The organism is Kurthia sibirica (genome assembly GCF_003143975.1).
Lineage (GTDB): Bacteria > Bacillota > Bacilli > Bacillales_A > Planococcaceae > Kurthia > Kurthia sibirica.
Genome location: NZ_QFVR01000032.1, coordinates 1 through 23,022, shown reverse-complemented (window position 1 = coordinate 23,022; position 23,022 = coordinate 1). Strand labels below are relative to the sequence as shown.

Annotated in this window: 19 protein-coding genes, 7 tRNA genes and 2 pseudogenes; 27 read left to right on the top strand and 1 reads right to left on the bottom strand. The window is 35.5% G+C overall.

Annotated elements, in window-relative coordinates:
* Positions 1–458: 458 nt before the first annotated feature.
* Positions 459–611, bottom strand: a pseudogene (locus DEX24_RS17905) (ATP-binding protein); the annotation flags it as partial.
* Between the two features lie 812 nt (positions 612–1,423).
* Here DEX24_RS17905 and DEX24_RS15880 point away from each other — a divergent pair.
* The 27 genes and pseudogenes from DEX24_RS15880 to DEX24_RS15750 all read left to right on the top strand — a co-directional run.
* Positions 1,424–1,500: transfer RNA gene (locus DEX24_RS15880), tRNA-Asn, on the top strand.
* A 20-nt stretch (positions 1,501–1,520) separates the two neighbouring features.
* Positions 1,521–1,593 (top strand) — tRNA-Thr (locus DEX24_RS15875).
* 111 nt (positions 1,594–1,704) lie between these two features.
* Positions 1,705–1,779 (top strand) — tRNA-Glu (locus DEX24_RS15870).
* Positions 1,780–1,798: 19 nt separating this feature from the next.
* Positions 1,799–1,874: transfer RNA gene (locus DEX24_RS15865), tRNA-Val, on the top strand.
* An 18-nt stretch (positions 1,875–1,892) separates the two neighbouring features.
* Positions 1,893–1,976 (top strand) — tRNA-Tyr (locus tag DEX24_RS15860).
* Between the two features lie 26 nt (positions 1,977–2,002).
* Positions 2,003–2,077, top strand: a tRNA-Gln gene (locus DEX24_RS15855).
* Positions 2,078–2,101: 24 nt separating this feature from the next.
* Positions 2,102–2,174 (top strand) — tRNA-Lys (locus DEX24_RS15850).
* A 113-nt stretch (positions 2,175–2,287) separates the two neighbouring features.
* Positions 2,288–2,467: a CsbD family protein gene (locus tag DEX24_RS15845; protein ID WP_109307368.1), complete on the top strand. Its 180-nt coding sequence runs from the start codon at positions 2,288–2,290 to the stop codon at positions 2,465–2,467.
* A 158-nt stretch (positions 2,468–2,625) separates the two neighbouring features.
* A complete protein-coding gene (gene rocF, locus DEX24_RS15840; protein WP_109307367.1) occupies positions 2,626–3,528 on the top strand; it encodes an arginase in 903 nt (300 codons plus the stop codon).
* 122 nt (positions 3,529–3,650) lie between these two features.
* Entirely contained in the window at positions 3,651–4,214 is a 564-nt protein-coding gene (gene sigW, locus DEX24_RS15835; protein WP_109307366.1) for an RNA polymerase sigma factor SigW, read from the top strand.
* Between the two features lie 11 nt (positions 4,215–4,225).
* Positions 4,226–4,840 carry a zf-HC2 domain-containing protein gene (locus tag DEX24_RS15830; RefSeq protein WP_109307365.1) on the top strand — a complete coding sequence of 205 codons (615 nt, stop codon included), beginning with the start codon at positions 4,226–4,228 and terminating at the stop codon, positions 4,838–4,840.
* A gap of 141 nt (positions 4,841–4,981) precedes the next feature.
* Positions 4,982–5,815 carry a diadenylate cyclase CdaA gene (gene cdaA / locus DEX24_RS15825; RefSeq protein ID WP_373863607.1) on the top strand — a complete coding sequence of 278 codons (834 nt, stop codon included), beginning with the start codon at positions 4,982–4,984 and terminating at the stop codon, positions 5,813–5,815.
* Positions 5,815–7,119 carry a CdaR family protein gene (locus DEX24_RS15820; RefSeq protein ID WP_170112974.1) on the top strand — a complete coding sequence of 435 codons (1,305 nt, stop codon included), beginning with the start codon at positions 5,815–5,817 and terminating at the stop codon, positions 7,117–7,119. Before cdaA ends, DEX24_RS15820 begins: the two co-directional genes overlap by 1 nt.
* Before the next feature lie 45 nt (positions 7,120–7,164).
* On the top strand, positions 7,165–8,517 hold the full coding sequence (glmM, locus tag DEX24_RS15815; RefSeq protein ID WP_109307363.1) for a phosphoglucosamine mutase: 1,353 nt from the start codon (positions 7,165–7,167) through the stop codon (positions 8,515–8,517).
* 574 nt (positions 8,518–9,091) lie between these two features.
* Entirely contained in the window at positions 9,092–10,882 is a 1,791-nt protein-coding gene (glmS, locus tag DEX24_RS15810; protein ID WP_109307362.1) for a glutamine--fructose-6-phosphate transaminase (isomerizing), read from the top strand.
* 84 nt (positions 10,883–10,966) lie between these two features.
* Positions 10,967–11,542 (top strand): annotated as a pseudogene (locus DEX24_RS17580) (TnsA endonuclease N-terminal domain-containing protein); the annotation flags it as partial.
* Positions 11,522–12,184, top strand: coding sequence for an RHS repeat-associated core domain-containing protein (locus tag DEX24_RS17300; RefSeq protein ID WP_249033894.1), 663 nt, complete (start codon positions 11,522–11,524; stop codon positions 12,182–12,184). The pseudogene DEX24_RS17580 and the gene DEX24_RS17300, both read left to right, overlap by 21 nt.
* Positions 12,185–13,345: 1,161 nt before the next feature.
* Complete coding sequence (locus DEX24_RS17045; protein WP_146193005.1) at positions 13,346–13,525, top strand: hypothetical protein; 180 nt, start codon at positions 13,346–13,348, stop codon at positions 13,523–13,525.
* A gap of 90 nt (positions 13,526–13,615) precedes the next feature.
* On the top strand, positions 13,616–14,182 hold the full coding sequence (locus DEX24_RS15790; protein ID WP_109307359.1) for a TetR/AcrR family transcriptional regulator: 567 nt from the start codon (positions 13,616–13,618) through the stop codon (positions 14,180–14,182).
* A gap of 106 nt (positions 14,183–14,288) precedes the next feature.
* Positions 14,289–15,410, top strand: a complete 1,122-nt coding sequence (locus tag DEX24_RS15785; RefSeq protein ID WP_109307358.1) for an ABC transporter permease — start codon at positions 14,289–14,291, stop codon at positions 15,408–15,410.
* A complete protein-coding gene (locus DEX24_RS15780) occupies positions 15,410–16,087 on the top strand; it encodes an ABC transporter ATP-binding protein (RefSeq protein WP_109307357.1) in 678 nt (225 codons plus the stop codon). The genes DEX24_RS15785 and DEX24_RS15780 overlap by 1 nt, the downstream gene beginning before the upstream one ends.
* A gap of 69 nt (positions 16,088–16,156) precedes the next feature.
* Positions 16,157–16,552 (top strand): pyrimidine dimer DNA glycosylase/endonuclease V, encoded by a 396-nt coding sequence (locus tag DEX24_RS15775; protein WP_109307356.1) that lies wholly within the window; start codon positions 16,157–16,159, stop codon positions 16,550–16,552.
* Positions 16,553–16,603: 51 nt separating this feature from the next.
* The gene (locus tag DEX24_RS15770; protein ID WP_109307355.1) at positions 16,604–17,164 is read left to right on the top strand and encodes a DUF4256 domain-containing protein; all 561 of its coding nucleotides are present in this window, start codon (positions 16,604–16,606) and stop codon (positions 17,162–17,164) included.
* Positions 17,165–17,340: 176 nt separating this feature from the next.
* Positions 17,341–18,705, top strand: a complete 1,365-nt coding sequence (locus tag DEX24_RS15765) for a sigma-54 interaction domain-containing protein (RefSeq protein ID WP_109307354.1) — start codon at positions 17,341–17,343, stop codon at positions 18,703–18,705.
* Between the two features lie 129 nt (positions 18,706–18,834).
* Positions 18,835–20,253: an MFS transporter gene (locus DEX24_RS15760; protein ID WP_109307353.1), complete on the top strand. Its 1,419-nt coding sequence runs from the start codon at positions 18,835–18,837 to the stop codon at positions 20,251–20,253.
* 13 nt (positions 20,254–20,266) lie between these two features.
* Positions 20,267–21,247, top strand: a complete 981-nt coding sequence (gene speB / locus DEX24_RS15755) for an agmatinase (protein ID WP_109307352.1) — start codon at positions 20,267–20,269, stop codon at positions 21,245–21,247.
* A 553-nt stretch (positions 21,248–21,800) separates the two neighbouring features.
* A partial coding sequence (locus tag DEX24_RS15750) for an Ig-like domain-containing protein (RefSeq protein WP_249033893.1) occupies positions 21,801–23,022 on the top strand: 1,222 nt, incomplete at its 3' end.

The window sequence follows — 23,022 nt, the reverse complement described above, 5'->3', positions numbered from 1 at the left end:
AGTGTATTACACCCTTTTATTTTCTCTGTTCATTCACTTGAATACGATGTCATTGTTTACTGGAGCAAGTAGTTCGAGGAAGCGACAGAAGTGAGGACGCAACGTACATGAGTACGTGAGGATCAAATGACCGGAAGCTGACGAAGAAATGCGCAGTTTCAGTAAATAATGACTTTCCCCGGACATGGCTTCAAACGCCTCGTCACTGCATTCCTGTGGGGTTTTCAGCTCATGCTATTCCCGCCGCAGGAGTCGTTTTTAGCGCGTTCAATTGATTTGATTATTTGTATTTGAGACATACTATTTTTGTTCCGTCCCAGGCTCTTCTTTTTTTGTATTTTTTAATAATATCTAGTGGGAGAACCGCCACTACCCGTATGAACTTCTCTGTTCATTATTTTGCAATGAAAAATACACCAGTTTGCTAGCTTTCAATTTTATTCTTATTTTTGTCGTGATCAAGCGTTGGTTACACGAAAACTATCGCTAGTAAAATTCGAAATATGCGCGTGATGTATTACTCAATTTACTAATACTGTAGTTAATTTAGAATCACTAAATATGAGATTCCATTGGCTGAACTCTAAATTTGACGTGACAATTAAATTTTTACTGTATCTGGCATAATTTCACCATACGTATTCGACTTGATTTTACTCTCTTTAAACATAGGGAATTCTTCATCTGATAAGGCTAATAAATAGTCGAATTCTTCTTCCACAAGTTTTTGTATTGATACTTTCTTCTTGTAATGAATTCATTTTCGATTCTTTGTATGCTTTTGCTGTAATAAGTGTGTGTGATATTTCAAGTCCTTTATTACCGGTGCTGGAGTGATAAAGTTATATCGAATATAGCCCACCTTATTTTCTGCATTTCCTTTCTCATGACCTGAATATGGATTACAGGTTTGAGGCTCAAATCCATAATGATCGGCGCATACTGTTTCTTCATGTTTATTTCTAGCTTTAGTGACTGCAGTGATCAATGCGTATTTTTCTTAGTATGTCATCTAACTGCTGAAATATTCTCCTGAGTTCATATATAAGTTAGTAGTGCAAGAATGGCTTCAGAAACGTATAATGAGTTATTACTGTATAGAAGTAGATATTAGTATAGAGTCGTTTGTCAGGTGGGTTCTAAGGGCAGGAGAGTGGTAGTAATTTTCATTTGTTTTATAGTTGTAGAAGATGTTGTGATATACTAACTTTTACTAAGAAAATAATCGTAAAAATTGTGAATATTGCTTTGTTTTATTGGATATGATTGGTTGGAAAATGAGTGGGATTACATATATTTTGTAATATATCTGAAAAAAGAGATAGATTTCATTTTATTTTCAAAAAACGTATTGCTTTTACTTTATATTTTGTTATAATAATAAATGTGTTAAGGAAATTACATCAGATTTTCATATAATTGTTCCGAAGTAGCTCAGTTGGTAGCAGCATCTGACTGTTAATCAGAGGGTCGCAGGTTCGAGTCCTGCCTTCGGAGCCATTTTTTTGTCTTTTGTCTATGCTTCCATAGCTCAGTAGGTAGAGTGCTTCCATGGTAAGGAAGAGGTCACCGGTTCAAATCCGGTTGGAAGCTTATAAATCCAACCATTTTTAAAAAAATAAATTATTTTGAAAAAACACTTGTAAAAGTATTTCATAAATGATATTATAAATCTTGTCTTGTTAAAGACATTAATTATCTGATGGCCCCTTGGTCAAGCGGTTAAGACACCGCCCTTTCACGGCGGTAACACGGGTTCGAATCCCGTAGGGGTCACCATTATTTTCATATTTTTTTCGGAGGATTAGCTCAGCTGGGAGAGCATCTGCCTTACAAGCAGAGGGTCGGCGGTTCGATCCCGTCATCCTCCACCATATTAGCTTTTAACACCTGGAGAGGTAGCGAAGTGGCTAAACGCGGCGGACTGTAAATCCGCTCCTTAGGGTTCGGCAGTTCGAATCTGCCCCTCTCCACCATTTTAATTTAATATCATTTCCATTGTTGGGGTATAGCCAAGCGGTAAGGCAACGGATTTTGATTCCGTCATGCCCTGGTTCGAATCCAGGTTCCCCAGCCATTTTTACAAATTATATTTTAGAGCGAGTCATTAGCTCAGTTGGTAGAGCATCTGACTTTTAATCAGAGGGTCGTAGGTTCGAATCCTACATGACTCATCAAGGTTTATTTAAAAAATCACTTTCACTGTCATGTGAAAGTGATTTTTTGTTTTAATTTTATATGAATGGGTAAAGTATAAATAGACTGATATTAATAGGAGGTTTTTTTAATGGGTGAAGGTCTATCTGACAAATTAAAAGGCGCGGTTAATAAAGGTAAAGGTGAGGCAAAGGAACAAGTAGGGAATGCTACTGGTGATAAGAAAAAACAAGCTGAAGGTAAGCTTGATAAACTTAAAGGTGAAGTTCAAGATAAAATTGGTGATTTAAAAGATAAATTTTCTAAATAAAAGAATATCAAAAGGTTGAATGAGAAAATTATTTCTTATTCAACCTTTTTTACGTCATTAGAAAGTTATATTTGTATATTTATACGAATTCATGTGCAGTTGAACCATTGGAATGATAGCGTTTACAATGGTAGTAGAAATCAAAGGGGGTTTTTGGAGTGGAAAAATTACAAATATCATTAATAGGTGTTCCAATCGATTTTGGTCAAATGCGTAGAGGGGTAGATATGGGGCCAAGTGCTATTCGCTATGCAGGTGCAATTGAGCGTCTTGAAGCGATTGGTCATACAGTGATAGATGAAGGTGATATTCATGTGCCGAATGCAGCAAAATTAGAAGTACATCCTAAATTACGTAATTTGGGTGCAGTTGTAGAAGCCTGTTCGCAGTTATCTATGCTTGTAAACAAAGCTGTAAAACAAAAGCAGTTCCCACTCATACTTGGTGGTGATCATAGTATCGCGATTGGTACATTATCTGGTTTGGCACAGCACTATAAAAACCTTGGCGTTATTTGGTATGACGCACATGCTGATATGAATACAGCTGATACATCGCCTTCAGGCAATATACATGGCATGCCATTGGCAGTTGCAATGGGGATGGGGCATGAAAAATTAACAAGCATCGGTGGCGATGCAGCAAAAATAAAACCAGAAAACTTAGTCATCATTGGTGCACGTTCTGTAGATGCTGGAGAAAGAGCGTTAATTAAAGAGAAGGGTATTAAAGTGTATTCGATGCATGAAGTTGATCGCTTGGGCATGACAGCAGTAATGGAGGATGCCCTTCAATATCTGAAAGACAGAAAGGTAGATGGTCTTCATCTATCACTAGACTTAGATGGTTTAGACCCAATGTATACACCAGGTGTAGGTACACCAGTTCCTGGAGGGATTACATATCGTGAAAGTCACTTAGCGATGGAAATCTTACAAGAATCGAATATGCTAACATCTGCAGAATTTGTCGAGGTTAACCCAGTTCTAGATACGAAAAATGCAACGGCTAATGTGGCAGTTGAATTGATGGGGTCTTTACTAGGAGAATCACTTGTGTAAACGGTTCTTTAATAAGGCTATACAACTCCTTCTCATGGTACAATAATAAATCATATAGTCGTTGAAACTATATGTGATGTCATGCGTAAATAAAGTACAGGTTAGTTGGAAGGAAAATAGCAATGGACACGTTAATTCACAAAAGAATAAAGCAGGTGCTAAAAGGCGATCAAAATGCATATTCTGACATTGTGAAGTCATACCAGCAAAGTCTTTATCATGTATGCTATCGCATATTAGGCAACCAACAGGAAGCCGAAGATGTTGCACAGGAGGCGTTTGTACGTGCATATATTAATCTGCATACATTCGACCCTAAGCGTAAATTTTCGACATGGTTATATCGAATCGCTACGAACCTTTGTATCGATCGACTTCGTAAGAAAAAACCAGATTACTATCTAGATGCTGAAGTACCGGGTACAGAGGGGTTAAATATGTATTCGCAAGTCGCTATCGAAGAACGTTTACCGGAAGAAGAAGTCGAACGAATGGAATTAAAGGATCGTATCCATTATGAAATTAATCGTTTACCTGAAAAATATCGAACGGTTGTAATATTAAAGTATATTGAGGAGTTACCTCTGCAAGAAATAAGTGATATTCTCGACATTCCATTAGGCACAGTTAAAACGCGTGTCCATAGAGGACGAGAAGCACTACGCAAGCAGCTAGGTGATGTGTAGGGGGAACCATGATGATTGCATGTCCAGAAAAATTAGAGAATTATATGCATGATTATCTTGATGGCGACATTAGTCAAGAACATGAAAATGATATGCGACAACATATGAAGAGTTGTGTAAACTGTCAACGTCATATGAACGAGCTACAGCATATTGAGCAACAACTCATGTCCAGCCATCGAATGCACGTAGAGGTTCCTCTAGGCTTCACTCAAAATGTTATGAGTAGATTGCCAAAACCAAAATCAAGAGTAGGTGCAGGATTTTGGTGGAGAAAACATCCCTTATTGGCAGCGGCAGCAATTTTCTTTATTATGATGAGCGCTTCACTATTATCGGGTATGTCAGATAGCAAAGAATTTTCTGTTTCAAAAAATAATGCACTACTTGTTGAAGGTTCGACTGTCACAGTACCAGAAAATGCGACAATCAAAGGTGATCTTGTCGTGAAAAATGGTGATTTAGTTGTTAAAGGTAAAGTGGAGGGCAATGTGACAATCGTCAACGGTCGTTATATGGCATCCACCGCCAATGTCACAGGAAATATCGAAAAAATCGATGAAACATTTGAGTGGTTATGGTATTCAATGAAAGACGGTGCAAAAAAAATATTTACTGTCGAATAGACAAGGACTGTCCAATATGGGCAGTCTTTTTTTAGTAAAATAATCCCTTTTATCGCTTCGCAAAGGCGAAAAATGGGTATACTATGATATACTGAAACCATACGTAAGCGCTAGAAAAGTGGGGGATTCCACGTGACATTTATTAATGAATTAACACATTTTACAGAAAATGATCTTGTCCGAATGTTTCTCAACATCTTAGATGTTCTTTTAGTCTGGTTTGTTGTTTATAAGATTCTTGCACTGATCAAAGGAACAAAAGCAGTACAGCTACTAAAAGGTATTTTCGTAATCGTCATCATCCGTATTGTAACGGTATATCTCGGTTTAAATACATTGAGCTGGATGACGAAGCAAGTTATTGATTATGGATTTTTAGCAATCATCATTATATTCCAACCTGAGCTTCGTCGAGCATTAGAGCAACTAGGGCGCGGTAAACTCTTTGCTCGCAGTGGTTTACAGGAAGAGGAAGAACAGGATCGATTGATTGGGGCAATGACGAAATCGGTAAGTTATATGGCAAAACGACGAATTGGTGCACTTATTTCGATTGAAAAAGATACAGGATTAAACGATTATATCGAAACGGGTATACCGATGAATTCAGATATTTCATCGGAATTATTAATCAACCTATTTATACCGAATACGCCATTACATGATGGAGCGGTCATCGTCCAAAAAAATCGTGTAGCAGCAGCGGCTTGTTATTTACCGTTATCAGAAAGTCCATTTATTTCGAAAGAGCTGGGAACTAGACATCGTGCTGCAATTGGTATTAGTGAAGTGACGGATGCTATCACGATTATCGTCTCGGAAGAAACCGGCGGCATTAGCTTGACCGTCAATGGAGAATTACATCGAGAATTAACATTAGAAGATTTTGAACTTCGTTTAAGAAAAGCTTGGTTTGGTGACTCTCCAACCAATAAAGGCGCATCTATTTGGCGATGGAGAGGGGGCAGAAAATAATGGACAAGTATATTGATACACCGTGGATACTGCGTATTACTGCACTTGCTCTTGCTGTCTTAATGTTCTTTAGTGTTCGGCCAAATGGTACGGGGAATAATGTCGATACGACAACCTCCGGTATGAAGTCAGAAATTTTACAGGACATACCTGTAGAATTACGCTATGATGACAGTAACTTTGTCGTTACGGGTGTTCCTCAGACTGTCAATGTGAAAATAACGGGTCCAATTGGTATCGTTATTACCACGCAATCTGGTCGCAATGCAAAAGTTGTTGTAAATGTGAAGGATAAACCTTCAGGTGAACATGTTGTAAAATTTATACCAGAAGGTTTTTCGGATAAGCTAGAAGTGGAAGTAGAGCCAAAAACGGTTAAAATTATGGTCGAAGAACGCATTACAAAAGATGTTAAAGTCGAACCCGAAATTAATGAAAACCAGCTAGAAGATGGCAAGTATGTGAAATCGATGACGACGGAGCCTCAAATGGTTACGGTATCAGGTGCGAAGAGCGCTATTGAAAGCATCAGCTATGTTAAAGCAACCGTGTCAGCAGACAAGGGTGTCAATAAAACCTTTGATAAAACAGCGGGCGTTAAAATATTTGATCGTGACTTGAATATTTTGAATGTGGATGTTGAACCGAAAACAGTCAAAGTAAAAGTAGAGATCGGTGCATACAATAGAAGCGTTCCGCTGTCTATTAACCAAAAAGGAAAGCCTGCTAGAGGATATGTTGTCGATTCGTTAACAGCGAAAACGAAAAATGTTACAATTTACGGTTCTAAATCTGATATCGATCAAATCCAACAGCTTTCCGTAGAAGTAGATGTAACTGATATTAAAAAATCGTCTACATATTCGGGGAAAATCGTAAAACCTACTGGTGTAACGAGCATGTCTTTAGATAATACAGATGTGAAAGTTAAAGTAGTGAAGGAAGAAGATGCAGATACTAGTAGTATCAAGGAAGACGACGATGATGTCGCAGCGCTACCTGACGAAGAAGAACAACAAACAAAAACATTCAAAAATTTAAACATTCGATTGAGCGGTCTTGATGTTGATAAATTCAATCAAGAATTTATCTCACCAAAAACAGGTCAAGTAGATGTGAAGGTTGAGGGTGAAAAATCAAAAATTGATGCCCTCTCGGCTTCTGATTTAAGCGTTTATGTTGATGCAGCAAAAATCTCAGAAGGAATCACAGAACTGCCGATTAAAGTCGATGGCCCTGCCGGTATAACAACGAGTTTATCGCTAGCGAATATAACAATGAATTTCACAGAGCAAACTTCATAAAGAAGTGTTAGTAAATAATGGATAGGTTTTGAAGGAGAGAACATAATGGGTAAATATTTTGGTACAGATGGCGTCCGTGGAGTCGCTAATAGTGAGTTAACACCGGAGTTAGCATTTAAGCTAGGCCGCTTTGGAGGATATATTCTAACGAAGGACGCTACCGAACGACCAAAAATTCTAATCGGTCGTGATACGCGTATTTCAGGTGAAATGCTCGAGGGCGCTTTAGTAGCTGGTTTGATATCGGTAGGAGCAGAGGTAATGCGTTTAGGTGTTATTAGTACACCAGGCGTTTCTTATTTGACGCGTGTTATGAGTGGCAATGCAGGCGTCATGATTTCAGCATCACATAATCCAGTAGAGGATAATGGTATTAAATTCTTTGGCGCAGATGGTTTTAAATTATCCGATGAGCAAGAAGCGGAAATTGAAGCACTACTAGACGAAGAAGTAGATACATTACCTCGTCCTACAGGAGCAGATTTGGGCTCTGTTAGTGATTATTTTGAGGGTGGATTAAAATATATCCAATATCTAAAACAAACAGTTGAAGAAGACTTTACAGGTATTCATATTGCATTGGACTGCGCACATGGTGCAACTTCATCATTAGCAACACATCTATATGCGGATTTAGAAGCAGATTTATCATCTATGGGATCGTCACCTAATGGCTTAAATATCAATGCAGATGTTGGTTCAACACACCCAGAAAAACTGGCAGAGTTCGTTCTTGAAAAAGGAGCGGATATCGGTTTAGCGTTTGATGGAGATGGTGACCGTCTGATTGCAGTTGATGAAAAAGGCCAAATTGTCGATGGCGATCAAATTATGTTCATCTGTGCAAACTATTTCCATGCAAAAGGTCGTTTAAATAAAAACACAATCGTTTCTACAATAATGAGTAATATGGGCTTTTACAAAGGACTAGAAGAAGCTGGAATTGAGAGTATCCAAACACAGGTCGGCGATCGTTATGTAGTTGAAGCAATGCGTGCAGGTGGCTATAATGTCGGAGGAGAACAATCAGGTCATATTGTATTCCTAGATTATAATACGACGGGTGATGGCCTATTAACAGGTCTACAACTTGTGAATACTATGAAAATAACAGGTAAAAAATTATCTGAACTGGCTGCAGAAATGACGGTTTTTCCACAAAAACTAATTAATGTACGCGTGACAGATAAACATGCAGTAACTGAAAATGCAGTAGTTGCTACAACAATTGCATCTGTTGAAAAAGAGATGGATGGTAATGGTCGAGTACTCGTACGTGCATCAGGTACAGAACCATTAGTACGTGTAATGGTTGAAGCACAAACACAAACTTCTTGTGACGAATATTGTCAACGCATTGCAAATGTTGTTAAAGAAGAAATGGGTTTAACTGAATAATAATATATTTAAATTGTAAAAACACTAGGCCTCGTGCTTGGTGTTTTTTTATGTTATTTTAATATTCTACTGAAGTTTAAGCGTTCTTATAATGTGGTAAATACTATTACCCAGGAAATAATAGCAGTAGAAGATTATGAGAATTATATGAGAAAAGCATTGTATTTTCAAGAGAATGTAAATATTTGTAGGGAATGAATTGACTACTACGAGTACACCGTTTATGATAGAAATCTAGTAAAAATTGCGAAGGAGCTTTGTGTTAACGCAAAAATCGGAAAAACAGTTATAGCGCCAGTACTGAAAAAATCGGACGATAGATTTTCAGTAGACGAGGTGGAGGAGTATCGATATTTCGGCGGATGCCTCCCGGTCGACAGCCCGACCGTCAGTTTATCTTTAAAACAAAAAAGCGATTTTTTGGACAAAGAGATAAAACGGCAAAAATGATCGAGTAGAGAAATTGGTTTAGTATGTGCTAAGCGAATACGGTACCGACCTGTTTTTATCAAACAGCGGCTGACCGTTTGATTTCCTATGCAATCAAATTTGCGAACTTCGGAGGAATTTAATTATGTGTGGAATTGTAGGATATATTGGTGAATTAGATGCAAAAGAAATTTTATTGCAAGGGTTAGAAAAATTAGAATATCGTGGGTATGATTCAGCAGGTATTGCTGTACGCAATGCTGATGGAGTACATGTTTTTAAAGAAAAAGGTCGCATTGCCGACTTGCGTGGTGTTGTCGATACAGCTGTTGTTGCTTCAACGGGAATTGGTCATACACGCTGGGCAACTCATGGTGTACCAAACTTTAAAAATGCACATCCACATGCTAGTAACTCACAACGTTTTACAATCGTGCATAATGGAGTAATCGAAAATTATCATCATCTTCAAGAAGAATTTTTAACGGATGTCCCTGTGAAAAGTGATACAGATACAGAAATTATTGTACAATTAGTGGAATATTTTTCACATGAAGGTATGACAACAGAAGAGGCCTTTTGTACAACATTATCTAAATTAGAAGGCTCTTACGCTATTGCGCTATTAGATGCGAATGATGCAGATGTTATCTATGTTGCCAAAAAAAATAGCCCATTGTTATTAGGCGTTGGAAAAGGGTTTAATGTCATTGCTTCAGATGCAATGGCCATGCTTAGCGTAACAGATCACTTTATCGAACTACATGATAAAGAAATCGTGCTCTTACATGCAAAATCACTTCAAATTAAAAAATTAGACGGTACACGCGTGACACGTGCACCATATAAAGCTGAAATTGATCTAAGTGATATCGAAAAAGGCACATATCCTCATTATATGTTGAAAGAAATGGATGAACAGCCAGCAGTTGTACGTCGTATTACACAAAAATATGAAGATGCATGCGGTGAGTTAACAATTGATGCTACTGTCATGAATGCTATTAAAGCAGCAGATCGTCTTTATATTATCGCAGCGGGTACAAGTTATCATGCTAGCTTAATCGGTAAACAGTATTTCGAAAAAATTGCTGGTATACCAGTAGAAGTTCATATTTCAAGTGAATTTGGTTACAATATGCCCTTACTATCTAAAAATCCACTCTTTATATTTATTTCACAATCAGGTGAAACAGCGGATAGTCGCCAAGTGCTTGTGAAAATTAAAGAGCTTGGTTATAAGGCGCTAACCATTACGAATGTACAAGGTTCTACATTATCACGTGAGGCGCACTATACATTGTTATTACATGCAGGTCCAGAAATTGCTGTAGCCTCTACAAAGGCTTATATTGCTCAGGTAACAGTGCTTGCTATTGTCGCTTATGCAGTAGCTGGAACACAGGATATCGATCTTAAAAAAGAATTGGGTATCGCTGCTAATGCTATTCAAACAATCATTGATCATAAAGAAGACTTCCAAAAAGTTGTCGAAGATTTCCTAGCGACAACACGCAATGCATTTTTCATCGGACGCGGTATGGATTATTTCGTCAGTATGGAAGGTGCTTTGAAACTCAAAGAAATTTCGTATATTCAGGCGGAAGGCTTCGCAGGTGGCGAGCTAAAACATGGTACTATTGCCTTGATTGAGGACGGTACACCTGTGATTGCTCTTGTAACACAAAAAGAAGTATCACTGAATATACGTGGTAATGTAAAAGAAGTTGTGGCGCGTGGTGCGTACCCATGTATTATTTCCATGGAAGGTATGGAGGAAGCCGGCGATACAGTCGTAATTCCACAAGTTCATCCACTGCTTACACCATTAGCATCTGTTGTACCGACACAACTGATCAGTTACTATGCAGCTCTCTACAGAGGTTGTGATGTCGACAAACCGCGCAACCTAGCGAAGAGTGTCACAGTCGAATAAAACTAAAGCTATTTTTTGATGATGTTATAGATTTTAAATAAAGTTTCACCTCTTTGGATTAGACTAATTCAAAGAGGTGTTTTTATGTCTAAAAGAACTAGAACACCTAAAATCGAAAAATGGATTAAAGAAGGTAGAGGTTCAGGTATTGGTTCGGACTACAAACCATGGTTAAACATTCAAGACGTTTCTTCACTTGGAAGGTCTACTCGCTTGAAAGGTATTAAAACAAATCGACAACATGAATTTTTATCTGATTTAGAACGAAACTACTTTTATTTAACTGAATATTCAAATTATATTATCGATATTCGAGAACAATTTCCGTTATTGCCGTTGGAGGAAACCATGATAATTGCTGTTGAATTAGGTCTTAAACACCCTACAGACCCGAAAACGAATGAGCCAATTGTGATGACAACAGATTTTTTATTAACGGTAGATAAAGGTGAAGGATTAGTAGAGCTTGCTAGGACCATAAAAATGAAAGACGAGCTTTTAAAAGAACGGATTCTTGAGAAGTTTGAAATTGAGCGTGTTTATTGGAAAAAAAGAGGTGTGGACTGGGGTATTGTGACGGAATTAGAAATACCTAAAACACTGGCACGAAATATTAGTTATATACATGACTATTATGATATTCAACAATATGATGCATATGGTAATATTTTAAATGTTGATGGAGAAATTGCTGAAGAAAATCCAATACGTTATGCTGGGTATTATTACGATAAAGAAACAAAAAATTATTATTTAGAAGCACGTTATTACAATCCAAACAATGGTTCTTTTCTAGCATTAGACCCCCATCCAGGCGATGATGATGAGCCATTATCACAGAACGGTTATAGTTATGCGAATGGTAATCCAATTATAAATGTGGACCCTGAAGGTTTAAAACCTAATCGTATTCATTATGCTTTAATGACAGGTTTAGCGTATGTTGTTGATGAAATAGTTTCAACTTTTACAGATTTTACTTGGTTAGTATTAACAGTTTATGATGTTATAAAAGGTTATACCGACGTTAAAAAAGCCCACAAACAAAATCTGACAGTACAGTCAAAAAAAATAATCGAAAAATCTAAAACATTAAAAAAACAAATTGAACAAATAGTTCGTGAAAAAGCTATTAAAGCCGGAATAACAGTTTTTAAAAGATCTTTTGATGGAGCTTATTTATTATCAAAATTTGGCATTGGTATTGTTCAAGGAGCAAGAGATAAATATTTTAAAGATGCTAATTGTTTCCGTAATGGGGCTCGTTATGGAAAATATGTAGTTCAAGAAAGATTACATTAGATTTTTTTAAGAAAGGATTAAAGAATGCGAATTAAGGGATATTTATATGTTTTTTTAATTATGTTAACTGTTTTGAATATGAGAGGATTAAATTTTCATTCTAAGCATATTATTTCTGAATTAATTGTGTCTTTAGGATGTTTATTAGTACTTACATTTAGATTTAGTAACTTTGAAAAAGAACAAAATTATAGTAAATTAGGTAGAGTAGTACTTATAGGGGTACTTATAGGTTATGGTTTCTATAATTTTGAAAGTTATTTATTTTAACTAACAAATTGATAGTAATACTGTTTCTTTTAATATTGATGACGTCACATATCGTTGATAGTGAAGATTCATGAGCATTAATACAAATCACATTTATCTGCGTGTCATAATCAAAGTTTATTTTCTTTATATAATTTCTCCAATTTCTTTTTCGGACCTGCAAGGTTATTGTTTGTAGCGAATAATCCAATGGTTTGATGATTTTTAATTCATTTTCTAAACCTTGCAGGCGACAAACGAAAATTAAATTCGATAATACCATCAATGGATGGCTTTATCAAATTGTTAAGTGATAAAGTAGGGAGATCATTCAAAGACATGTATGGGAATAACTTCAAAGAAATATTAGATATAATTAATCAATAATTTGTCGTCTGTAAAATTATATAAGTTATTTAGCTTTGGAATCTGCCATTCTCAAAAGGGATTAAATAATCAAACTTTTTTATAAAAACTTCATATAATTAAAAATCGAACTCATGAATTTTAATCAATCTTTGTTCAAAATATATATGTTTTTTCTATTATAAAATCAATGTTTGTAGCATCCTTTTAATCGAACTTTATTCCAAACCAACAGATGTTGTAGATTTTAAATAAAGTTTCACCTCTTTGGATTAGACTAATTCAAAGAGGTGTTTTTATGTCAAAAAGAACTAGAACACCTAAAATCGAAAAATGGATTAAAGAAGGTAGAGAATATCATAATAAAAGATCTAACTATATCAGACATGGAGAAATTTGGAGCAAAAGTTACTAAAACTATAATTGCTGAATTGCAGCCAATGCATGTATTTGAGCCAAAGATCAACTACTCTGAAAGACTAATGAATTATGGCGGTTATTCTTGGAAATAAGCCACGTATATAAACATTCACATCCGTTTGGGTGATGATCAAGGATAAGCAGTTAATTTTGATTGAAGTACCAACAGTTAAAAAACAATATTTTACTATCTTTTGGATGCCACAATCTATTTCTATGGTTGGTTCTCAAATAACAGTTATTGGATTACCATGGACTGCTACTTATTACTTAAATGCTAATTCTACTCAAATGGCTTTCCTCTAGATGTGAAAAGGCATAGCAATCCTGTTATTTCCTCTCGCTTTTTTGTAAAGCCAGTGATAGCATGAGAGAGAGATTGAAGGAGGTGTCACAATGGGAAGAGATAAGAAGTTTTCAGAAGAAGACTTATGGCGTGTAACGCAAGAACTGATTTTAGATGTGGGCTATGATGGTTTTACAATGAGTTTATTGTCAGCAAAAATTGGTGTATCGCGTGCCGCTATTTATAAACATTATCCGAATAAAGAAGAACTAATCATCCAATTTATGCTTGAAAAAATGGAGGATAGTGTCACGATATTGACGGGTGTGGATCATACATTATCTTTTGAGGCACAGCTGGAAGAATTGATTAAACGTATTTTTAGTATGAAGGAACTTCATCAAATCTTAGGACATGTATCGAAGGTTGATAGCGTGACACCGATTGTTGCATCCAAAAAAGAACAGTTGTTAGGCATGCACCATGGTTTATATGAGCCATTAAAACGTCTAATTCTACAAGGTAAAAAAGAGGCGTTAATCGCGCAAGATACAAATGATTTCCTGTTATTAAGTTTTATCTTCCAAACAATTGAAATGCCAAATCATACAGGTATGGAAAATGAATTATTTATGCAAGAGATTAAAAAACTATTAATGTATGGCATAACAAAATAAGTTACACTTATGTAATTTAAATGGTTACACAACTGTAACTTATGTGTATAATAGCAATTGACCGTACTTTTTTGGTACGGTCAATTTTATTATTGGAGGTTATGGAATGTTTTTAGCATGGAATGAACTAAAGCATGCGAAGCTACGGTATGGCATGATGACGATGATTATTATTTTAATCGCATGGCTTGTCTTCATCTTATCTGGTCTTGGTAATGGATTATCTACTTTGAGTGCAGCCACATTGAAAAATTTTGATGCGCAGTATGCGGTATATGAAGAAACGGCTGGTTCTAAATTCACAAAGTCGATGTTGTCAGAAGAGTTAATTGAAGAGATAAAACAACAAAAAGGTGTAGATAACGTAGCTGCTTTTGGTTCATCAACAATTTCTGTTGGCAAAACAAAATCAAAAGATGCAGCGGATAAAGAAGATGTAGCATTAATAGGTTTAGAACCAGATACCTACATAATGCCTAAAATAATTGAAGGTAAATCAATTTCGACTGCAAACAAAAAAGGCGTGGTCATTAATGATACGCTTAAAAAAGCGGGCTATAAAATTGGTGATACATTACTTGTCTCAAATGCTACATTAGAATTAACTGTAGTAGGGTTCGTTAAAAATGAAACATTTAATCATTTACCCTCAGCTTTTGTAGTCATGGATACATGGCGTGATTATCAATTTGCAGCACCAGGTTCCGATAATGGTATAAAAAAACCAGTGCAAACATTCTTCTTACAAGGAGAAGATTTAGATACTGCATCATTAGATCATTCAATCACGGGTGTTGAAACGGTAACGAAAAAAGAAGCAATTAATGGCATGCCTGGTTATACGGCAGAAAATGGTACGATTATGATGATGTTAGCCTTTTGTATTGTCATTTCAGCATTTATTATTGCTGTATTTTTCTATGTCATTACGATGCAAAAAACACAGCAGTTTGGTGTGATGAAAGCAATTGGTGCAAGCAATGGTTTTATCGGCCGTGCAATCGTTTCACAGGTGATCCTATTATCCGTATTTGGCATAGGGATAGGTGTACTTCTAACGTATGTAACAGCGATGATATTACCAGAAAATATGCCATTTTCTTTAGATCCTACTTTAGTGACAATTTATGCACTTGTTTTATTAGTAATTGCGTTACTTAGTTCAATTATTTCAGTACGTCAAATTGTTAAAATTGATCCATTAACTGCATTAGGGAGAGTGGAATAATGGCTGTGTTAAAATTGTATGGTATTTCAAAAAGTTACCAAGAAGGTGCAAATACAGTAAATGCGTTGCAACAAGCAGATTTAGAAGTACAAGCGGGTGAGCTAATAGCTATTATTGGACCTTCTGGTTCAGGTAAAAGTACATTGCTTTCTATCGCGGGTGCATTATTAAAGCCTTCTGAAGGACAAGTTATGATTAATGGAATCAACCTAGCAACATTAACGGAAAAAGAGCTTGCGAAATTTCGTCTGCGAGAAATCGGCTTTATATTACAAACGTCAAATTTAATCCCTTATTTAAAAATAGTAGACCAATTAATACTTGTGAAAAAAATGAGTGGTAAAGTTTCGAAGGATGACCGTGATTTTGCTAGTAGGCTTTTGACAGATTTAGGTCTTGCGGACAAACTAAAAAAAATGCCGCATGAATTATCAGGTGGCGAACGTCAACGTGTAGCTATTGCACGTGCCTTCATGAATAATTCGAATTTGATACTAGCGGATGAACCTACTGCTAGCCTTGATTCTAAACGTGCTATAGAAGTGGTAGAGTTACTGTCACAGGAAGCTAAAAAACGTGGTAAAGCGGCTGTTATGGTAACACATGATGAGCGCATGCTACCACTCTGTGATCATGTCTATCGTATGGAAGATGGTATTCTTACAAAACAATCATAAGTATAAGCGCTTCATCGTTTTGGCGATGGCGCTTTTTTTGTATAATGATAGATGAGGGAGTGATTGGAAATGAGATTATGGCATACGGATTTAATAGAATTTTTACCGCGTGGTCAATTATTATCGCAGTGGCGCGAATTGAATAGTATTTTTGCGAAAGAAGATCAGCATATATTGATCAATTATATTTATGAATACCCAAAAGATGATCTTTATATATATACTGAAAAAGTAATGGCAGAAATGACGAAACGCGGTTATAAAATTCGTGCATTCGATAAAATGAATAATTATTTTAGTGACCTAGTAGAGGTAGAAGAAGTAACACCATATGAGCATCATCATAATAAGGAGTATCTTGAAATTTGCTTTTATAATTTGAAAGAGAAATTTATTCGTGGTCAAAAAGATTATGAAGAGCTTCGCTACAAAGAGCTATGTGATTATGTTGAGAGTCGATTTTAAAAGATAATCTAGGCTATAATAGATAAAAGAAATTAAATTTGGGAGGCATGAATGATGACAAAAACACTAACTGTAGAGCAGCAAACGACATTGTTAGAAACACTACAAACACGCTTTGAAAATCATATGGAACGTCATGAGGGAATAGAATGGGCGGATGTTCAATCAAAACTGGAGGCACAGCCAGAAAAAATTTCGTCATTGTATGAAATGGAAGAAACACAGGGCGAACCAGATGTTATAAAAAAAGATGCTGACTCAGATCTGTATGTTTTTTATGATTGTTCAAAAGAAAGTCCTAAAGGGCGTAGAAGCCTATGTTATGATCGTAAAGCATTGGAATCACGTAAAAGTCATCCACCAAAAAATTGTGCAATTGATGTAGCAAATGATATGGGAATTGCTCTTTTAACGGAAGCACAATATCGTGAACTACAAGAAACAGGTGATTATGATTTAAAAACGTCATCTTGGATCGAGACACCAGAAAAAATACGTTCATTAGGTGGAGCCATTTTCTGCGATTATCGTTTTGATACATTGTTTGTCTATCATAATGGTGCAGAATCTTACTATGCAGCACGTGGTTTCCGTGGTTGTTTAACGGTTTAATAGAAAAATGGAACCCAATAAATTTTATAGCTATACAATAACATCTTTCAAAAATCTGGTAGTAGAACCTATAAAGATTTTTGAAAGATGTTTTTTTACGCATATCACTGTTAAATAATTGAATATATAGTCAATTCTGAATATAATATAGTCATTGGTGACTAAGGGGGATTAAAATGAAATTGAAAGAAAAAAATAGCTTAATTTTGAGTGAAATCCTCATGCATTCTTTTGATGAAATTTTTGTAGTAGATCATACAGGGAAAATTATTTATAGTACACCTCAAGTTGAAAAATTATTTGGATTAACAGATATAGATATGGAATTGGATACTATTTTTGAATTAGAGAAAAAAGGTGTGTTTTCTCCGTCCGTGATTGTTGCGGTATTACAGGGTAAAAAAGAAGCAACTGTTATTCAACGAACAATTGATGGACGAAAGAGGATTAGTGCAGGATACCCTATATTTGATAATGATGAATTGATTGGTGCAATAAGTATATCCAGAGATATGACGGAATTTGATTATCTAAAAGATGAAAATGAACAAGTTGCAAATATGCTCAAGCAATATCAGCAAGAAAACAGAGCTTTAAAACTTCAAATGAATCGTTTTTTTCCTACAACAAATAGTAAGATGTTGAAGATATTTGATGTGATTACCAAGGTGGCAGCTGTAAATATCAGCATGTTATTGGAAGGTGAATCAGGTGTTGGGAAAAATTATTTAGCACGTTTTATACATGATCTATCACCACGGGCAAAAGAACCTTTTCTTGAGATAAATTGCGGTGCAATTTCTGAGAATTTAATAGAATCTGAGTTATTTGGTTACGAAGATGGAGCTTTCACAGGAGCAAAAAAGGGCGGAAAAAAAGGGTATTTTGAAAGTGCGAAAAACGGGACACTTTTTTTAGACGAGATTGGTGAACTACCTCTTCATCTACAAGTGAAGTTATTATCCGTATTACAAAGCCAAATGTTTATGAAAGTGGGCGGAAGTAAAAGTATTCCAATGGCCTGCAGAGTTATTTTTGCTACAAATCAAAACCTAGAGCAGATGGTACACAACAAACAATTTCGTGAAGACTTATTTTATCGAATTAATGTAGTTAGAATAGAAATTCCTCCTTTACGAGAAAGGAAAGATGAAATCATTTCATTGATTTATGATATAACGAATGAATTTAATTTGAAATATGGCAGAAATAATTACTTTACTGCCGATATGATTGCGTGGATGAGTCAACAAAGTTGGCCAGGAAATATTCGTGCATTACGAAATTATATAGAAAAAGTAATGATTACGTCAGAGACTGAAGAAATATCTAGATCAGAGAAGGATGAACTAGTAGCTACAAGTGACAAGTCTGAAAGTACGACAGAGCAATCCTTGAAAGACTATCTAGAAAATGTTGAAAAAGAATATATTATTCAGCTATATAAAAAATATCCAAGCAGTATTAAATTAGGGCGAAAATTAGGAATTAGTCAGTCAACTGCAAACAGAAAAATCCAAAAATATGTCTTTGGGCATTAGTCAATTTTGACTAGGTGGCCCTTTTTTATTTGAATTTCGAATTGGCATGGAATTTGCATTAAATAAATGAAGGGATAAAAAAGGAGGAGTCGTGTATAAGCGTTTAAAACAATGAAGGGGGCTATATGAATGGGTGAATCAACAAAGAGTTCTAATTTAATGATTTTAGGTATCGTTTTAGCCGTATTAACATTTTGGCTTTTTGCACAGTCCATGATCAATATTATTCCAGCAATTCAAAAAGAACTGGGTGTGTCTTTAGGAACTTTGAATATTGCAACAAGCCTCACGTCTTTATTTTCAGGGTTATTTATTGTTGCAGCGGGCGGATTATCAGATCGTTTTGGAAGAAAAAAATTAACTTATATTGGATTATCATTAAGCATTTTGGGATGCTTACTAATAATTATTTCTCAAAGTGCTACGCTATTAGTAATCGGTCGAGTTGTACAAGGCATTTCAGCTGCGTGTATTATGCCATCTACTATTGCTTTAATAAAATCTGCATTTAAAGGTGCTGATCGTCAAAGAGCATTGAGCTATTGGTCGTTTGGTTCATGGGGTGGCGGAGGAATCACAATATTAGTTGGAGGTGCAATTGCGACATATATGGGATGGCGTTGGATTTTTGTTTTTTCAATCATTATTGCTCTTATTTCAATGTATTTAATAAAAAATATCAAAGAGAGTAAGGCAGATACTAAGGAATATGCAAAATTTGATTTTGTTGGTTTTTCTATTTTCATTATTATGATGTTACTAATAAATATTATTGTAACAAGGGGACAAGATTTTGGTTGGACAAGTCCCTTAACAATCATTTTAATTTGTGGGGCAATACTCTCCATTGTTATTTTCTTTGCTGTTGAGCTGAAGAAAAAAAATCAATTTATCGAATTTTCATTGTTTAAAACAAAAGCATATACAGGTGCTGTAGTTTCTAATTTTTTGCAAAATGGCATTGCTGCAACGGTTGTAGTATCAACTATGTATATTCAAATTGCTAGAGGATTCACACCATTTCAGACAGGTTTATTAACAATTGGTAATGTTATTGCAGTAGTGGTGATGATCCGTGTTGGTGAGCGTATGCTACAAAAAATGGGCGCGCGCAAGCCCATGTTAATAGCGACTTCTTTAGCAGCAATTGGTATGAGTATGACCGCGATGACATTTTTACCAGATACAGCGTATATAATAGTCGTTTTCACCGGTTTTTTGATTTCCGGTATAGGGTTAGGAATGTATGCAACACCTTCAATCGATATTGCCGTGGTCAATATTGCTGATGATAAAGTAGGCGTTGCTTCTGGAATATATAAAATGGCTAGCTCATTAGGTTATTCATTTGGAATAGCTATAGCGACTTCAACATTTAGTGTTATTTTAACATTTAGCTCGATTCATTTAGCAGCAACAGTAGGGATATTAGTAAATTTAATTTTTGCTATACCTGCTTTATTAGTAGTAGCACGCTTCATTCAACCAAATGAAGGTAGTGAAACATTTATTGCTGCTGAAACGAAAACATCGGTGATTAAAAACTAAGGAGGAATAGACGATGGTTAATAAAGAAGAAAAAGAAGTATTAAACTTACCTTTCACTGGGATTTGTACTTTCGGGAAATATCCTGTCTGTGCGGATATTGATCAGTTGGATGCAGATGTAGCGGTAATTGGTGTACCAAATGATATGGGTACACAATGGAAGTCAGGAGCAAGAATGGGACCTCGTGGTATTCGTGAAGGTTCAACTCTCTATAGTTTTGGGTTAGAAGGTGCATACGATATTGAGACAGATACGATGTATTTAGGTCCGGATTGGAAGGTTGTTGATTGCGGAGATGTCGATATTGTTCATGGAGATTTGATGCAAAGTCATGAAAATACAGAAATGACAATTCGTAAAATTGTCGAAAAAGGTGCTATGCCGCTTGTTTTAGGCGGAGATCATTCCATAACAGCAGCGGTCGGAAAAGGATTGGAACAAGCAGGGCCATTTCATGTAATTCAAATTGATGCTCATTTAGACTGGGCAGATCATCGTTCAGGCATGCGCTACGGTCATGGGAATTGTATCCGCAGATTATCAGAACTAGACCATGTACAACAAATATTTCAATTTGGTATTCGTGGTATTAGTAGCAGTAAAAAAGAAGATGTTGATGCGGCAAGAGATTATGGTGCTGTTATTTTATCGCCTAAGCAAATGAGAAAACTGGGATTAGAACAAATCATATCGTTAATACCACAAGGTGAAAAATATTATGTGACAATTGATATAGATGGTTTAGATCCATCTATTGCACCAGGAACAGGCACACCATCACCAGGTGGTTTATTATATGATGAAGTCAAAGATTTACTTGAAGGAATTGCAAAACACGGTGAAGTGATTGGTTTTGATGTAGTTGAAGTGGCTCCACCATACGATCACTCCGGGATTACAGAACAAGTAGGTGCTCGTATTGCACTTGATTTACTGAGCTACACATTAAAAGTGAAAGAATTAAAAGAAAAAGCGCTACGAACGACTAAATAGTTATTCAATTTGTCAGCGCTGAATCGAAGTCATATCATTATTTGAAACGATCACCTTAATGATAGTCCATATATTAAAAAGGCGACATCTCCTAGAGATGTCGCCTTTTTAGCGTATGTACATAATATATAAATAGTCTGAAATAAACAAAATATAGAGTGTATTTTAACATCATAAATTCGTGATTAAATAGTGAATTATGCGCTTATTGCTTTGTCTTCAATTGTAAATTTAATGACCATATTTTTTTAGTGAAAAATAACTAATTTAAATTTTTAATTATAGTAAAAAAGATTTGTTCTCTTTTATTTCTTTATAAATTAATATAACAAAAAAATCTACTTAACGTGTATATTTCTATTATTATAATACTTTTTTTGTTTTTTATTGATAAAAAAAGATAATAATAATAAAAAATACATTGTTTGAATAAAATGGTATGTGGTATTTACTTGTATAAAATATTTTTTAATTTATTAATAAAATATTATAAAAGTATTGATACGATTTGAATTCCGACGAATATAATAAATGAAAAGAGGATGACGTGAACATGAGAAAGAAAAAATTAGAATATACTGACTTTTCAGAAGAGAAAAAACATTATAAGCAGTATAAAAAGAAAAAAGTTTGGGTTACAGCATTAGCTGGTTCAGCATTTCTATTTTTAGGTGGCGTTGCTGATAGTAAACTACCAGTATTTAATCATTTTTTTCAAGTAGATACAGTTTTAGCAGCTGAAAATACAAGTGATTTTTTACCAAATACACAATTTAATGATTTAAGTAACTGGGATGCGGAATATAGAACTGCTGGAACACTCGGTACATTTCCAGCGTCACCAGGCGCATCAGGTTATTATCCAATTACAACAAAGAGTAATCTTAATATAGGTATTGGTGCATTAGGGCAGGGCAATGGTGTACTTGGCATCCGTCTTACGAATCGTGTTACCGATGGGGATAATTTTTATAATGGTGGAGTAAGAACAACTACGACTAAAGAGCTGAGTAAATATAATATTTATCGTTATTCTTTTACTAGTAAAAAAGAGAGTGGTAGTAATGTGCCATTTAAAACCAGAGTGAAAGATATAAATCCAGATGGTACGTTAGGTGAGGAAAAAAGGCTGAAATTTGATGGCAAGTATGTTTCAACTGCTGATGATTGGATTACACTGAATGATGGTGTTCATACGGTTGATTTTGAAGGTGATGATAAACAATTATCATTTGGTTATCGTTTTTCACCAAATGTTTCAGGTACGTCTATTTATCAATTATCAAATATTAGCTTGGTCAATGTTTCTCCCGCATCCAAAGTAAGTTCTACCAATCAAATCGATAGTGGGACGACAACTTTAACAGGAACGGCTATAAAAGCTGATGATATTGATAATAGACCAACGTTTAAAGATGATCTTGTGATTATATATAAAGATGGTGTTAAACTTGGTGAAACAAAAGTATTGGAAGATAATACATGGTCATTTGAATTATTGACACCAGCTCAAACAGGTGAAAATTATGTCTATAAAATTCAAAATCCAAATTCTGATTTGCTCAGTGAAGATTTTAATGTGACAGTAAAAGATGCACCGTATGATGCGGACGCACATAAACCAACGATCAAAGAACCAACTGCAGGTGACAATAAAGTAGATGGTACAGGTGTACCAGGCGATACAATCATCTTAAAAGATAAAGATGGCAATAAAATTGGTGAAGGCACGGTCGATAAAGATGGCAACTACACGATCCCAACGGATCGCCCAC

Coding starts and splice junctions, on each gene's coding strand:
- sigW (WP_109307366.1), top strand. CDS start 3,651: ATGGACACGTTAATTCACAAAAGAATAAAGCAGGTGCTAAAAGGCGAT.
- DEX24_RS17045 (WP_146193005.1), top strand. CDS start 13,346: ATGATCAAGGATAAGCAGTTAATTTTGATTGAAGTACCAACAGTTAAA.
- DEX24_RS15820 (WP_170112974.1), top strand. CDS start 5,815: ATGGACAAGTATATTGATACACCGTGGATACTGCGTATTACTGCACTT.
- speB (WP_109307352.1), top strand. CDS start 20,267: ATGGTTAATAAAGAAGAAAAAGAAGTATTAAACTTACCTTTCACTGGG.
- DEX24_RS15845 (WP_109307368.1), top strand. CDS start 2,288: ATGGGTGAAGGTCTATCTGACAAATTAAAAGGCGCGGTTAATAAAGGT.
- DEX24_RS15765 (WP_109307354.1), top strand. CDS start 17,341: ATGAAATTGAAAGAAAAAAATAGCTTAATTTTGAGTGAAATCCTCATG.
- glmM (WP_109307363.1), top strand. CDS start 7,165: ATGGGTAAATATTTTGGTACAGATGGCGTCCGTGGAGTCGCTAATAGT.
- DEX24_RS15775 (WP_109307356.1), top strand. CDS start 16,157: ATGAGATTATGGCATACGGATTTAATAGAATTTTTACCGCGTGGTCAA.
- DEX24_RS15785 (WP_109307358.1), top strand. CDS start 14,289: ATGTTTTTAGCATGGAATGAACTAAAGCATGCGAAGCTACGGTATGGC.
- glmS (WP_109307362.1), top strand. CDS start 9,092: ATGTGTGGAATTGTAGGATATATTGGTGAATTAGATGCAAAAGAAATT.
- DEX24_RS15830 (WP_109307365.1), top strand. CDS start 4,226: ATGATTGCATGTCCAGAAAAATTAGAGAATTATATGCATGATTATCTT.
- DEX24_RS15760 (WP_109307353.1), top strand. CDS start 18,835: ATGGGTGAATCAACAAAGAGTTCTAATTTAATGATTTTAGGTATCGTT.
- DEX24_RS15770 (WP_109307355.1), top strand. CDS start 16,604: ATGATGACAAAAACACTAACTGTAGAGCAGCAAACGACATTGTTAGAA.
- DEX24_RS15780 (WP_109307357.1), top strand. CDS start 15,410: ATGGCTGTGTTAAAATTGTATGGTATTTCAAAAAGTTACCAAGAAGGT.
- DEX24_RS15790 (WP_109307359.1), top strand. CDS start 13,616: ATGGGAAGAGATAAGAAGTTTTCAGAAGAAGACTTATGGCGTGTAACG.